Origin of the sequence: Salegentibacter echinorum, from assembly GCF_900129445.1 — a bacterium.
In the GTDB taxonomy this organism is placed as follows: Bacteria; Bacteroidota; Bacteroidia; order Flavobacteriales; family Flavobacteriaceae; genus Salegentibacter; species Salegentibacter echinorum.
In genome coordinates, this window is sequence record NZ_FQVT01000011.1 from 71,037 (window position 1) to 84,344 (window position 13,308).

Consider the following 13,308-nt stretch of genomic DNA (forward strand, 5'->3'; position numbering starts at 1 on the left):
TATGGAAGTAGAACAGTTTCACTACGACAATAAGATCGTAAAAAAGTTTACAATGGCCACCCTGTTTTGGGGTATTGTAGGTATGAGCGTTGGTCTTCTTTTGGCCTTTATGTTTATGTTTCCCAACCTTACCGACGGTATTTCCTGGTTAAGTTTTGGGCGATTAAGGCCGTTGCATACCAACGCCGTCATTTTTGCCTTTGTAGGGAATGCCATTTTTGCCGGGGTTTATTACTCTACCCAGCGGTTGCTCAAAGCAAGGATGTATAGTGATTTCTTGAGTAATTTCAACTTTTGGGGATGGCAGGCCATTATTGTCGCCGCTGCTATTACCCTACCTATGGGTTTTACCAGTTCTAAGGAATATGCCGAACTGGAATGGCCTATAGATATTGCGATTGCATTGGTATGGGTTGCTTTTGGTGCCAACCTTATTGGTACTATGATCAAAAGAAGGCAACGTCACCTTTATGTGGCTATTTGGTTTTACCTGGCCACTTTTGTAACCGTTGCCGTGTTGCATATTGTAAATAACATTGAAATTCCTGTTTCTGCTTTTAAGAGTTACTCGGTGTATTCTGGTGTTCAGGATGCTTTGGTACAGTGGTGGTACGGGCACAATGCGGTTGCCTTTTTCTTAACCACACCCTTCCTGGGCTTAATGTATTATTTTGTTCCAAAAGCAGCTAATCGTCCGGTTTATTCTTATAGATTATCTATTGTACACTTTTGGTCTTTGATCTTTATCTACATTTGGGCGGGACCACACCACTTATTATACTCTTCGCTACCAGATTGGGCTCAAAACCTTGGGGTTGCTTTCTCAGTAATGCTATTGTTCCCATCCTGGGGTGGTATGATCAACGGTTTATTAACCTTGCGTGGCGCCTGGGATAAAGTACGAACCGATCCAGTATTAAAATTTATGGTAGTTGCAATTACCGGATATGGGATGGCAACTTTTGAAGGTCCCATGCTTTCTCTTAAGAACGTAAATGCTATTGCCCACTTTAGTGACTGGATTATTGCTCACGTACACGTTGGCGCTTTAGCCTGGAATGGTTTCCTAACCTTTGGTATGGTCTATTGGCTCGTACCAAGATTATTTAAAACGAAACTATTTAGTACAAAGTTGGCCAATGCACATTTCTGGATAGGAACATTGGGTATTATTATTTATACCATGCCCTTATATGTTGCAGGATTTGTACAGGCTTCTATGTGGAAACAATTTAATCCAGATGGAACACTTACTTATGGTAACTTCCTGGAAACAGTAACTTCTATTATGCCAATGTACTGGATGCGTGCTATTGGTGGTAGTTTGTACATTATAGGTGCTTTTATCCTGCTTTATAATATTGTACAAACTGTTAGACAAGGTAAACCTGTGGAAGATGAGTTGGCAGAAGCTGCTCCATTAGAGAAAGTGACTCGCAAAAGAACGGGTGGAGAAGCTTACCATAGCTGGTTAGAAAGACGTCCTGTTAAACTTACTATTTTTGCTACTATCGCTATTCTTATAGGTGGAATGGTGCAAATTATCCCCTCTTTAATGGTAGATGAATATGTGCCTAAAATTTCCAGCGTAAAACCTTATACGCCTTTAGAGATGGAAGGCCGGGATATATATATTAGAGAAGGTTGTGTTTCCTGTCACTCGCAAATGGTACGACCATTTAGAAGTGAGGTAGAACGTTATGGGGAGTATTCTAAAGCAGGAGAATATGTTTATGATTATCCATTCTTATGGGGAAGTAAACGTACCGGCCCAGATTTGATGCGGGTTGGAGGAAAATACTCAGATAACTGGCACTTTAACCATATGTATGATCCACAAAGTACCTCTTCTGGTTCTATAATGCCGTCATACAAATGGATTATTACAGATGAATTAGATAAATCTGACACTGAAACTAAGATGAGAGCGCTTAGTAATCTGGGCGTACCTTATTCTGAAGAAGAAATAGCCGCAGCGCAAGAGCAGATGTTGGAGCAGGGAACTCAAATTGAGAAAAATCTGTATGCCGATCCAGATTTTGAAAAGAGCTATGAAGCCGATAAAAAATTCGCTAAAGAAAACGGTACCGAGTTTATAGAAATGAGAAACCGTGAAATTGTAGCCTTAATTGCTTATTTACAGCGACTGGGAACAGATATAAAAGCGAAAGACGTTAATATTTCAGATAACAAAACAGAATAATCATGCTAAAATTCGTAAAAGGAAATTTAGAAAATATAGATGGGGTGCAAATCTACCCTATGATTTCACTTCTTATATTTTTCATCTTTTTTGTTGGTCTTTTTATATGGGTTATTACCGCAAAAAAGAAGCACATTGAAGAGGTAAGCAATTTACCATTGGAAGATAATATTAAAAACGAAGAATTATGAAGACCTCATCATATTTAAGAATTGCAGGATTTTTAATTCTCGCGATAGTTTTAATTGAAATGACCGTGGAAACTGAAGCTTCCTGGGCCATTGTAGAATATCCAATTACCTGGGTAATCCTGGGAATAATCCTGGTTATCGCCATAGCAATAGAGGTTTCAATATCGGCTTTAGACAGCATGGTGTTTAGAAGCCTAAAGCCAGAGGCGCAGGAACGTTATACGCAAATTCAGGTTAAAAATAATGATAAGCAGTTAAGATGGCTTAAGGATTTTTATCAAAAAATGCTTAGCCGAAAATCTGTAGAAAAAGAAGAGGAGATTTTGTTAGATCATTCCTACGATGGCATCAAAGAATTGGACAACGACCTTCCCTCCTGGTGGCTTTATGGCTTTTATGTAAGTATTTTCTTTGCCTTTGCGTATATGTTGTATTACCACGTTTTTGATGGAACAGATCAAAAAGAAGAATACCTGGCCGAAGTCGCCCAGGCTAAAGAAGAAATAGAGGCCTATAAAGCAGCTAATCCCGATCTAATTGATGCATCTACCGTAGAATTATTAACAGATGCTTCAGATCTTAAAGCAGGAGAAGAAATCTTTGCCCAAAACTGCGTAGCCTGTCACCGTGCTGATGGTGGTGGTTCAATTGGACCCAACCTTACCGACGAATACTGGATCTTAGGAGGCGGTATTAGTAATGTTTTTCACACTATTTCTGAAGGAGGTCGTGATGGTAAAGGAATGGTTGCCTGGAAATCTGAACTACAGGGTGATGAAATGGCGCAGGTTGCAAGTTATGTAATTAGCCTGCAAGGCACAGATCCCGCCGATGCGAAAGCACCCGAAGGAGATATTTGGGAAGGGGAATCTGAATAATCTAGTTTAAAAATAAAGCTCAACCGCTGCCCGTCTTTATGGCGGGCCGGGCTTTAAAAGCGGAAGATTGCCAGGAGGTTTAATATGAGAAGATTATTTTGATTTTGAGGCAAGTCTCAGATCATTTAAATCTCGATTTTCGAGTAAAAAGAAAAAGTTTGCATTTTGGGAGAGAAAGAGAAATTCAGGGACAGTATTGCTACTGTAGATGATGAAGGAAAAAGAGCGTGGGTTTTTCCAAAGAAACCATCCGGAAGGTTCTATGAGTACCGGAAATACGTTAGTTATGTATTACTCGTAATTCTATTTGTATCGCCATTTATAAAAGTAAATGGCAATCAATTCTTAATGTTCAACATCCTGGAAAGAAGGTTCAATATTTTTGGCTTTCCTTTCTGGCCACAGGATTTCCACATTTTTGTAATTATGATGGTGCTGGGAGTAGTGTTTATCATTCTCTTCACTGTAGCATTTGGTAGGATTTTCTGCGGCTGGCTATGCCCACAAACCATTTTTATGGAAATGGTTTTCCGTAGGATTGAATATTGGATAGATGGAGATCGCGGGAAGCAAATGCGTTTGGATCGCCAAAAATGGGATGCTGAAAAAATTAGGAAAAGGGCATTAAAATGGTTTATCTTTTTTATAATATCATTTTTAATTGCGAATGTTTTTCTGGCTTATTTAATTGGTAGTGACCGTTTGATCCAGTATATCGTAGATGGGCCAACGGCGCACTTAAGCACGCTCACTTCACTACTAATCTTTACTGCAGTTTTTTACTTTGTTTTTGCCTGGTTTAGAGAACAGGTTTGCACATTAGCCTGTCCCTATGGAAGACTTCAGGGAGTATTACTGGACAATAAATCTATAGTTGTGGCTTATGACCACAAACGGGGCGAAAAAGAAAAAGGACGCGCTAAATTTAAAAAGAACGAAGACCGTGTTGTCAGCGGGAAAGGAGATTGTATAGATTGTTTTCAATGTGTACAGGTATGTCCTACCGGTATCGATATTAGAAACGGCACCCAGCTGGAGTGCATTAATTGCACGGCTTGTATTGACGCTTGTGATAGTATGATGGAAGCTGTAGATCTTCCCAAGGGATTAATTAGATATGCCAGCGAAGAAAACATAGAAAAGAAAGCCAAATTTAAATTTACACCTCGTTTAAAGGGATACTCTGTTATTCTGGGTATTCTTACCGCCGTTTTGGTAGGAATGTTATTTGTGAGGAGTGAGGTTGAAGCTAAAATTTTACGATTGCCAGGCCAGTTGTACGAACGAAAAGAGAATAATATAATCAGCAATGTTTTTACCTATAAATTGGTAAATAAAACAACTGCCGATTTTCACGATATAGAGTTTAAGTTATTATCGCACGAGGGAAAAGTGATCCCGGTAAAAAAACAATCGGAAATTATGGTTCCCGGACAGGATTTTAGTGAAGGTACATTTTTTATACAAATCAATGCTGCAGCCCTCGATGATGAAAAACAAAAGCTTGAAATTGGAGTTTATAGTGGTGATAAGCTAATAGAAACCACAAAAACGATGTTTATGGGGCCACGAAGTTTTAATTAAGGGCCCCCTACACCCTGTGGAGAATAAAATTTTGAATTTTCAGGAATTATTGTTTTGGGAGATTTGTAGTATAAAATCATAAAAGTACGGACTGGAAAAATAACTGGATACGAATTCAAACCGATAATTATCGGAACTAATTTAAAATACCGCACGCGGTGAGTATGTGTAATGAATTAAAAACACCCTTTAATGGGCATGAGATATGAAAATAAACTGGGGAACAGGAATAGTAATAGGAATGGTTATATTTATCAGCTTTATTCTGTTTTTAGTAGTAAATATGCTTACTGATGATAAGTTTAACCACGATTTGGTAACCGAAGAATACTACCAGAAAGAATTGCATTATCAGGAAGAGATAGATGCAGAAACCAACGCTTTTGCCTTAGAGGAGAATATAAAAGATTATCGGGTAAAAAATGGATGGGTGGTAGAGTTTCCAGAAAACCTGGAGCTTTCTAAAATATCTGGAGACCTAAATTTCTATAGACCTTCTAATAAAAAACTGGATTTCAGTATTCCATTAGATTTAAAAAAGCGAAAAATTCATATTTCTGAAGATCAATTGATAGGTGGACGTTGGAATATTAATATTTATTGGAAATACGAGAACACAGAATTATTATACAAAAAAGAAATAACTTATTAAATGTGGGTTTCAGCATTCATATTTGGTTTATTGGGTAGTTTTCACTGCGTGGGAATGTGCGGTCCAATCGCATTTCTCCTTCCCGTAGATCGTGAAAATAAGCTAAAAAAATTCTTTCAGATTTTTCTCTATCATTTTGGAAGAATTAGCTCCTATGCCATTATTGGTTTGCTGTTTGGATTGCTGGGAAAAAGCTTCAGTTTATTTGGCTTGCAACAACAGCTTTCTATCCTGGTGGGTGTACTTATGATCCTGGCGATGATTATTCCCTATAATAAACTGAGCAAATACAATGGTTCAAAACCTATGTTTAAGTTGGTTTCAAGGGTAAAATCGAGCATGGGTAAACAACTTAAAAAGAAAACCGCAGATACTTTTTTCACTATTGGCTTTTTAAATGGATTTCTACCCTGCGGACTGGTTTATATGGCTGTTTTTGCTGCAATAGCTTCCGCTAATGCTTTACAAGGTAGTCTTTATATGGCACTTTTTGGCGCCGGAACGATACCTTTAATGACAACAGCTATTTATTTAGGAAATTTTATAAGTGTAAATGTTCGTTCTAAAATTAGGAAAACGGTACCCGCCTTTGTAATTATTATCGGTTTACTGTTTATCCTACGGGGAATGGGATTGGGAATTCCCTACCTTTCTCCTAGCGAACTTGAACCAGAAATTACCGCTTCACATTCATGCCACTAACTAAATTTAATATTATGACACTATTTGATTCTTTAGCACTCGTAAACTGGGGAATGGGCACTTTCCTAATTGGTATTTTTGCTGTGGTTTGTATTGCCCTTGTTCTCATCGTATTGAACATGATGAACAACGACAAGAAAAAAGAAGATATAGAAGAAAAATAGGGTAGTCCTAATCAGTTGTGAGTTGTCGGTTCTCAGTTTAGGTTTTGTAGCTCTCATCATTTATGGGCTATTAGACCTACTGAATCTGCGACTGGTAACTTTGTTACGGGTTGCGGGTTGCGGGTTGCGGGTTGCGAGTTGGAACGTTAATCTCAAACCTTAAACTTTATATTTTTGCAAGCTTTGCGAAAAACTTTGCGCTTTCTTTGCGTGAAATTCGCGGTTCTTGTTTTACTGAAAACTGCGACTGCCTACTGAATAAGACTAGTTGCGGGTTGCGGGGGTTCCGATCTTGGAACGTTCACCTTAAACTTTATATTTTTGCGGGCTTTGCGAAAGACTTTCCGCTTCCTTTGCATGAAATTCACGGTTCTTGTTTTACTACAAACTGCGACTGCCTACTGAACACTGAGTCTGGTAACCAATTGCGGGTTGGATCGTTTCTGTCAATGCTATTTAGGCATGCCCAGTTTGAAAACCTTGAACCTTGAACCTGAAACCTTGAACTTTATTTACACCGTCATAGAAAACAGCTGTGTATCTGGTTTATTAGCTTTCATTTTTAGATCGAATGCCATACAAATATTACGTACAAATGGTCTTCCGGCTTCTAAAACCTTTAAACCGTGATCTAAAAATGTAAGTAAGCCATCCTCTTCCATTTCTTTAAGACTCATAAGCACTTCGGGCAATTCCTTAAAGTAGTTTTCTGGTGTTTCCCAGCTTGTCTCCAGGTTGCACATAATATTAAGAATGTGTTTTCTAATAGTTAAGTCTTCCTCGTTTAAAATATGTCCTTTTACCACCGGGATAACGCCTTCAGCAATTTTTGCTTCATAGGCTTCTACTGTCTTTTCATTTTGTGCGAAACCAAACCAGCTATCACTAATTGCAGATACGCCCAGGCCAATCATCGAGGTTTTTGAAGATGTAGTATAACCCATAAAGTTTCTATGCAATTCTTTTTGCTCCATGGCTTTGTATAAAGAATCAGATTTTAAGGCAAAATGATCCATGCCTATTTCTACATAACCGGCTTCCTCCAGCATTTGCTTTCCGGTTTCATACATGTCCCGCTTTTCACTGGCCGTTGGCAAATCGGCTTCTTTAAATCCTCGTTGCCCATTTCCTTTTATCCACGGCACGTGCGCATAACTGTAGAAAGCAATCCTATCTGGCATTAACTGCTTGGTTTTCTCTATAGATTCAACAATATGATCTTTATTCTGAAATGGCAACCCAAAGATGATGTCGTGTCCCACAGAGTCAAATCCCGTTTGCCTCGCCTCGTCTGTCGCTCTTTTTACATTGGCAAAAGGCTGAATTCTATGAATTGCTTTTTGAACTTTCTCATTGTAATCCTGCACGCCATAACTCACCCGGTTAAAACCTAAGTTAGCCAGGCTTGTTAAGTGTTCTTTAGTAGTATTGTTGGGATGACCTTCAAAACTCAATTCGGCATTAGGATGCTTTTCAGCTTTACTAAATAGTGTTTCCAGCAAAAGTTGAAGGTTTTGTGGAGCGAAAAAAGTTGGGGTACCACCACCCAGATGTACTTCCCTAATAATTGGTTTTTCGCCCAAAAGCTCCAAATACATATCCCATTCTTTGATGAGGTTATTTATATAAGGAGATTCCACCGAATGCTTCTTGGTGATACGTTTGTTACATCCGCAAAAGGTGCAAAGGCTTTCACAAAAAGGTAAGTGAATATAAAGACTTATATTTTTATTGTCTTTAAAGCTACGTAGTAAACTTTTGTTCCAGGCTGCCGGTGAAAAGCTTTCCTGATCCCAGTAAGGCACCGTTGGATAACTGGTATATCTTGGTCCCGGCACATTATATTTTCGAATTAAATTATTGGTCATAACAATTTTTTTACAAATTTAAAAAGATTGTATTCTTTAGAATATGAGCAAGATCATGTTTAAAAACAAGAAAGTTTGTGACAGATCCTTCAAAGTTATTTTATTACCTACAAACTTACCTGTACATTTGATTAATGTGGATAGAAAAAATACGCTTAAACCACTTCTTAATGCATCATCGTATAAAACAACAATTTCAGGGGTTTTTAGCCACGCCCCCACTTTGGCAGGATTCCTTTATGGGCCTACAGCAATTTGAACTTCCAAAAAACAATATAAGCCTGGAAAATCCTGAAATTGAAATTCCTTCCCTTGCCAATAATTTTGTACTGGGAAAACGTATGGAAAGTTTTTTTCAATTCTGCGTACAAAAAAATGAACAGTTCAAATTGTTGGCTGCGAATATCCAAATAAGTAAGGAGCAAATTACGATAGGAGAACTTGATTTTTTGCTGAAAGATTTATTCACCAATAAAATCTTTCACATAGAAATGATATATAAATTCTATGTTTACGATCCTGGTTTTTCTTCGGAAATGCAAGCTTGGATTGGTCCAAATAGAAAAGACAGCCTTTTGCAAAAAGTAGATAAATTAAAAGAAAAACAGTTCCCTCTGTTGTTTAGATCTGAAACGGAAGAACTTCTACAATCATTGGAAGTAAATAGTGATGAAGTAATTCAAAAAACATATTTTAAGGCCAATTTATTTATACCCAAAAGTCTTAGACAAAAAGTATTTTCTAAAATAAACCCTGCTTGTATTGCCGGTACCTGGGTACATTTTAATGAATTTAATTCAGCAACTTACAGCAATTTTGAGTTCTTTTCACCAAAGAAACAAGACTGGCCTATCGCTCCAAAATTTGGGGAAACCTGGGTATCTCATTCAGAAATACTAGAAGAAATCCGGCTACATTTTCAGAAGAAAAAATCACCACTTATATGGATTAAGAAACCCGGGAGTGAATTTGAGCGCCTATTTGTCGTCTGGTGGTAAAGATTTATAATATAATCCCTTTAAATTTGTATTCCACACCTCAAATTATACTATGCAAGAAAAAACCGATAAAGCTATTAAAGCCTCCTGGCTTAGTATTTTAGGAAATGCTTTGTTGGCAATTGCTAAATTCCTAACCGGGATCTTCGGAAATTCTTATGCCCTTATTGCCGACGGGATAGAATCTACCACCGATGTTTTTTCCTCTTTTTTGGTATTACTGGGTCTCAAGTATTCCAGCAAGCCACCAGATGAGAACCATCCTTATGGGCACGGGAAAGCCGAACCCTTAATTACTTTTGCCGTAGTAGGTTTTTTGGTTCTTTCTGCGATTCTTATCGCTTACGAAAGCATTCAACACATTCAAACGCCACATAAAGTACCAGAACCATACACCCTGGTAGTACTTGGAATTATTGTGATTATCAAAGAAATTTTTTACCGAAAGATTTCTAAAAAAAGTGAGGAGACCAATAGTACTTCCCTAAAAGCCGATGCCTGGCATCACCGTAGTGATGCGATTACTTCCCTTATGGCCTTTATTGGAATTTCCATCGCGCTTTTTATGGGCAAAGGATATGAAGCCGCCGATGATTGGGCGGCGCTTTTTGCATCGGGTTTTATACTTTACAACGCTTACCTAATTCTTAGACCGGCCCTGGCAGAGGTTATGGACGAGCACGTATATGATGATTTTATTGCCAATATTCGCAAGGTAACGATAAAAGTACCTGGGGTTTTAGAAACCGAAAAATGTAATGTACGCAAAACAGGAATGGCCTATCACGTAGATTTGCATATCATTGTTAATTCTGAAATAAGTGTTAGAAAAGGACACGATATCGCGCACCAGGTAAAAAACGAACTACTCGCCCATTACCCGGAAATACTGGATGTACTTATTCACGTAGAACCAAACTGAAATTCTTAAAATTTGAAGCATGAAAACCTGTGCTTGCATAGTAATTTAACACTGTTGTAATTTTTAAAAAATACTTAAGCCTCCGGTTTTACCATTGTTGTCCGCTTAACCGTCACTAAAATAAATTAGAGTAGATGTAGTGTCTCGGTGCTCAATCCCCACTTAGTTGAACTTCATTTTTGATACTCAAAAATGTTAGGGAAACTTTGTCGCTACAAAGATTTATTTCTAATTTCATGACTCTTCTGAGTTAACATTAGCGTTAAAGCCCTGCTAAAGCCTTTTGAATTAAAGCGAAATCAACTTATATTTCAGGAACAGTTAACCAAAAAAGATAAATTATGAGTTTGATACGTGAAAAAGATTTGGAAAAACTAATGAATGTTCAGGGAAAACCCTGTGTTTCTATTTTTATTCCTACTGAAAGAGCGGGGAAAGATGTGTTAGAAGAAAAAAACAGGACACACTTGAAGTCACTCTGGAAAGAAGTGGCAGAAAAACTGGAAGAACAGGGGGTTTCAGAAGAAAAAATCGAAACAATTGGAGCACCAATTCTTAAATTAATGGAAGATAAATCTTTTTGGCGTCATCAAAGTGACGGACTCGCAATTTTTGCGGCTGAAGACCTTTTTCAAAAATTCACCCTTCCGGTAAATTTCGAAACACATACTTATGTATCTAAAGAATTCTATATAAAACCACTGGTACCAATGTTCTCGGGAGATGAACGTTTTTATCTATTGGCACTTCAATTAGAAGATGTAGCGCTTTATGAAGCTACAACATACAGTATTGGAAAAGTAGAGGTAGACGACCTTACCCCTTCCAGATTAGAAGAACGTGTAGGATTTGATTATAAACAAAAACATTTAGAATTCAGGACGCAAAATGCCGGGGGCGACAAAGCTGTTTTTCACGGTCATGGTAGTGGCAATGAAGAAGAACGAAAAGAAGAAATTTTAAAGTATTTTAGAGCTGTAGACAAAGGTTTGGATACTGTGTTGCACAATGATAACGCACCATTGGTAGTAGCTACACAAGATTATCTATTCCCTATTTATGAGCAGGCAAACAGTTATAATCATTTATTTGATAAAGTGATTTCCGGAAATCCATCAGATACCGATATGTTGGGACTTCACGAAAAAGCGGTAAAAACCCTGGAACCATTATTGGAAAAAACCAGGAGAGAGAAAAAAGAAAAGTTTGCTGAATTAAATAATACTGAAAAAACCGGCTCTTCGGTAACAGATATTCTTCCTGCGATACAACAAGGAAAAGTTGACACCCTATTTTTAGAAAATCAAACTGAGATTTGGGGTACCTACAACAGCGATAATATGAATACCAGTATTCAGGATGAGCAAGACACCAATAATTACTCCCTTATGAACTGGGCAGTAAAAGAAGTGCTAAAACAGGGCGGAAATGTATTTTTAATACCCAGAGCCCAAATGCCCAGTAAAGAGTCTAAAATGAATGCATTATATAGGTTTAATTAGATTCATATATTCCCTAATTATCCATAAATCCAACGAAGCCTCAATCCCTCACAGGTGTAAAAAATCTGTGAGGTCTTTAATATCGAGAACTTTTGTAAGGGTTTAGTTGAAATAAAATTTGATATGACTGTTTACAGATATGCAGTTAGATTTTAGTAAAAATATTGAAAGGACGGCTCAAAGCCGTCTTTTCTATGCAAAAGAATTACCTTTATCCCCAAATTGAAAAAACCATGGAAACGAATCTCGCAGTACTTATAGATGGTGATAATATCCCTTCGGCTTATATTAAAGAAATGATGGAAGAAATAGCTAAATATGGTAACCCCACCGTAAAAAGAATTTACGGAGATTGGACAAAACCTCATTTGGCGAAATGGAAAGCTGTATTGTTGGAAAACGCGATTAATCCCATTCAGCAATATGGATATACCCAGGGCAAAAATGCAACAGATTCTGCGATGATTATAGACGCGATGGATATTCTGTATTCCGATAAAGTTGACGGATTCTGCCTGGTTTCCAGTGATAGTGATTTTACGCGATTAGCCACCCGACTAAGGGAAGCCGGAAAAAATGTGATTGGTATTGGCGAAAAGAAAACCCCAGATCCTTTTATCGTTGCCTGCGATAGGTTTATTTACCTGGAGATTTTAAAAGATAATGAAGAACAGGAAACAGGAACGAATAAAAAAGGTAAAACGGGGAAAAAGAAAAGTGTTGATAAAATCACCCCAAAAGTGATTAAACTAATAAAACAAACCATCTCTGATGTTGCCGATGAAGATGGCTGGGCTTTTCTTGGGGATGTGGGCAGTTTACTGCAGAAAAAACAGCCTAATTTTGATGCACGTAACTACGGGTTCCAAAAACTCACCCCGTTAATTCATTCCATAGATAAATTTGAAATTGAATCCCGTACCAACCAAAACAGTAAATTTAAATTAATCTACGTTCGCAATAAAGATTAAGCTTACGTTATAATTGGGTTAAATAGTTTGTAAGTACTTTTAAGTTACTTAGTTTGGGTAAAATCGAAAAAACAACGTTATGAATATTAGCTTAGAGCAAGCGCAAAAAATTGTTGCCGCAGGAGAGAAAAAGTCTAAAGAATTAGACGTGAAAATGAATATAGCAGTTGTAGATGCCGGTGCTAACCTTACTGCTTTTGCGAGAATGAATGGCGCCTGGTTAGGTTCAGTTGATATCGCTATTAAAAAGGCTGAAACTGCCAGATATTTCGACATGAATTCTGGAGAAATAGGGAAACTCGCCCAACCAGGAGGTTCATTGTATAATATAGAGCATTCCAACAATGGTTTAATTACTTTCCCGGGCGGAATTCCTTTAAAAAATAAAGACGGCGATATTATTGGTGCCGTAGGAGTTTCAGGGAGCACAGTTGATAACGATCACGCCGTAGCCAGTTTTGCCGCTGAAAATTTCTAATGCTCAGATAGAGTAAATAATTAAAAAGCCCATTTAAGTTTTAGATGGGCTTTTTTTATTTTTCGGTTGTGGGTTTTCAGTTTATGGATTGTGAGTCAGTTTGTCATTGCGAGACCCACTACAAAAAATTTGAAAAACGGCAATATTGACGTAAACTTACGGTACAAATCAAAAGCGGCCATTTGTAACCGTCTT

13 protein-coding genes are annotated in these 13,308 nt (G+C 37.7%); 12 read left to right on the forward strand and 1 reads right to left on the reverse strand.

Features of this window, described 5'->3' with window-relative positions; genetic code table 11:
* Position 1: 1 nt before the first annotated feature.
* The 7 genes from ccoN to BUA71_RS17645 all read left to right on the forward strand — a co-directional run bounded on the left by ccoN (position 2) and on the right by BUA71_RS17645 (position 6,374).
* A complete protein-coding gene (gene ccoN / locus BUA71_RS13725; RefSeq protein ID WP_072880746.1) occupies positions 2-2,203 on the forward strand; it encodes a cytochrome-c oxidase, cbb3-type subunit I in 2,202 nt (733 codons plus the stop codon).
* Between the two features lie 2 nt (positions 2,204-2,205).
* Positions 2,206-2,394 (forward strand): cbb3-type cytochrome c oxidase subunit 3, encoded by a 189-nt coding sequence (locus BUA71_RS13730; RefSeq protein ID WP_072880748.1) that lies wholly within the window; start codon positions 2,206-2,208, stop codon positions 2,392-2,394.
* On the forward strand, positions 2,391-3,272 hold the full coding sequence (locus BUA71_RS13735) for a cbb3-type cytochrome c oxidase N-terminal domain-containing protein (RefSeq protein ID WP_072880750.1): 882 nt from the start codon (positions 2,391-2,393) through the stop codon (positions 3,270-3,272). Before BUA71_RS13730 ends, BUA71_RS13735 begins: the two co-directional genes overlap by 4 nt.
* A 165-nt stretch (positions 3,273-3,437) precedes the next feature.
* Entirely contained in the window at positions 3,438-4,856 is a 1,419-nt protein-coding gene (gene ccoG, locus BUA71_RS13740; RefSeq protein WP_072880752.1) for a cytochrome c oxidase accessory protein CcoG, read from the forward strand.
* 205 nt (positions 4,857-5,061) lie between these two features.
* Positions 5,062-5,508, forward strand: a complete 447-nt coding sequence (locus BUA71_RS13745) for a FixH family protein (protein ID WP_072880754.1) — start codon at positions 5,062-5,064, stop codon at positions 5,506-5,508.
* A complete protein-coding gene (locus BUA71_RS13750; protein ID WP_072880756.1) occupies positions 5,509-6,210 on the forward strand; it encodes a sulfite exporter TauE/SafE family protein in 702 nt (233 codons plus the stop codon).
* Positions 6,211-6,224: 14 nt separating this feature from the next.
* A complete protein-coding gene (locus BUA71_RS17645; protein ID WP_175545962.1) occupies positions 6,225-6,374 on the forward strand; it encodes a hypothetical protein in 150 nt (49 codons plus the stop codon).
* Between the two features lie 512 nt (positions 6,375-6,886).
* On the opposite strand, the gene hemN is transcribed toward BUA71_RS17645, so the two are convergent.
* Positions 6,887-8,242, reverse strand: coding sequence for an oxygen-independent coproporphyrinogen III oxidase (gene hemN / locus BUA71_RS13755; RefSeq protein WP_072880757.1), 1,356 nt, complete (start codon positions 8,240-8,242; stop codon positions 6,887-6,889).
* A 170-nt stretch (positions 8,243-8,412) separates the two neighbouring features.
* Here hemN and BUA71_RS13760 point away from each other — a divergent pair, with 170 nt between their 5' ends.
* The 5 genes from BUA71_RS13760 (at position 8,413) to BUA71_RS13780 (ending at position 13,113) form a co-directional block, all read left to right on the forward strand.
* Positions 8,413-9,240, forward strand: coding sequence for a DUF1853 family protein (locus tag BUA71_RS13760; RefSeq protein WP_072880759.1), 828 nt, complete (start codon positions 8,413-8,415; stop codon positions 9,238-9,240).
* A gap of 52 nt (positions 9,241-9,292) precedes the next feature.
* Positions 9,293-10,162 carry a cation diffusion facilitator family transporter gene (locus BUA71_RS13765; RefSeq protein WP_072880761.1) on the forward strand — a complete coding sequence of 290 codons (870 nt, stop codon included), beginning with the start codon at positions 9,293-9,295 and terminating at the stop codon, positions 10,160-10,162.
* Between the two features lie 341 nt (positions 10,163-10,503).
* Positions 10,504-11,664, forward strand: coding sequence for a baeRF7 domain-containing protein (locus BUA71_RS13770; protein ID WP_072880763.1), 1,161 nt, complete (start codon positions 10,504-10,506; stop codon positions 11,662-11,664).
* 233 nt (positions 11,665-11,897) lie between these two features.
* Positions 11,898-12,635 carry an NYN domain-containing protein gene (locus tag BUA71_RS13775; protein WP_072880779.1) on the forward strand — a complete coding sequence of 246 codons (738 nt, stop codon included), beginning with the start codon at positions 11,898-11,900 and terminating at the stop codon, positions 12,633-12,635.
* Positions 12,636-12,714: 79 nt separating this feature from the next.
* Positions 12,715-13,113 carry a GlcG/HbpS family heme-binding protein gene (locus BUA71_RS13780; protein ID WP_072880765.1) on the forward strand — a complete coding sequence of 133 codons (399 nt, stop codon included), beginning with the start codon at positions 12,715-12,717 and terminating at the stop codon, positions 13,111-13,113.
* The last annotated feature ends 195 nt before the right edge of the window (positions 13,114-13,308 follow it).

Coding starts and splice junctions, on each gene's coding strand:
- BUA71_RS13735 (WP_072880750.1), top strand. CDS start 2,391: ATGAAGACCTCATCATATTTAAGAATTGCAGGATTTTTAATTCTCGCG.
- ccoN (WP_072880746.1), top strand. CDS start 2: ATGGAAGTAGAACAGTTTCACTACGACAATAAGATCGTAAAAAAGTTT.
- BUA71_RS13780 (WP_072880765.1), top strand. CDS start 12,715: ATGAATATTAGCTTAGAGCAAGCGCAAAAAATTGTTGCCGCAGGAGAG.
- BUA71_RS13765 (WP_072880761.1), top strand. CDS start 9,293: ATGCAAGAAAAAACCGATAAAGCTATTAAAGCCTCCTGGCTTAGTATT.
- BUA71_RS13750 (WP_072880756.1), top strand. CDS start 5,509: ATGTGGGTTTCAGCATTCATATTTGGTTTATTGGGTAGTTTTCACTGC.
- BUA71_RS17645 (WP_175545962.1), top strand. CDS start 6,225: ATGACACTATTTGATTCTTTAGCACTCGTAAACTGGGGAATGGGCACT.
- BUA71_RS13745 (WP_072880754.1), top strand. CDS start 5,062: ATGAAAATAAACTGGGGAACAGGAATAGTAATAGGAATGGTTATATTT.
- BUA71_RS13775 (WP_072880779.1), top strand. CDS start 11,898: ATGGAAACGAATCTCGCAGTACTTATAGATGGTGATAATATCCCTTCG.
- BUA71_RS13760 (WP_072880759.1), top strand. CDS start 8,413: ATGCATCATCGTATAAAACAACAATTTCAGGGGTTTTTAGCCACGCCC.
- hemN (WP_072880757.1), bottom strand. CDS start 8,242: ATGACCAATAATTTAATTCGAAAATATAATGTGCCGGGACCAAGATAT.
- BUA71_RS13730 (WP_072880748.1), top strand. CDS start 2,206: ATGCTAAAATTCGTAAAAGGAAATTTAGAAAATATAGATGGGGTGCAA.
- BUA71_RS13770 (WP_072880763.1), top strand. CDS start 10,504: ATGAGTTTGATACGTGAAAAAGATTTGGAAAAACTAATGAATGTTCAG.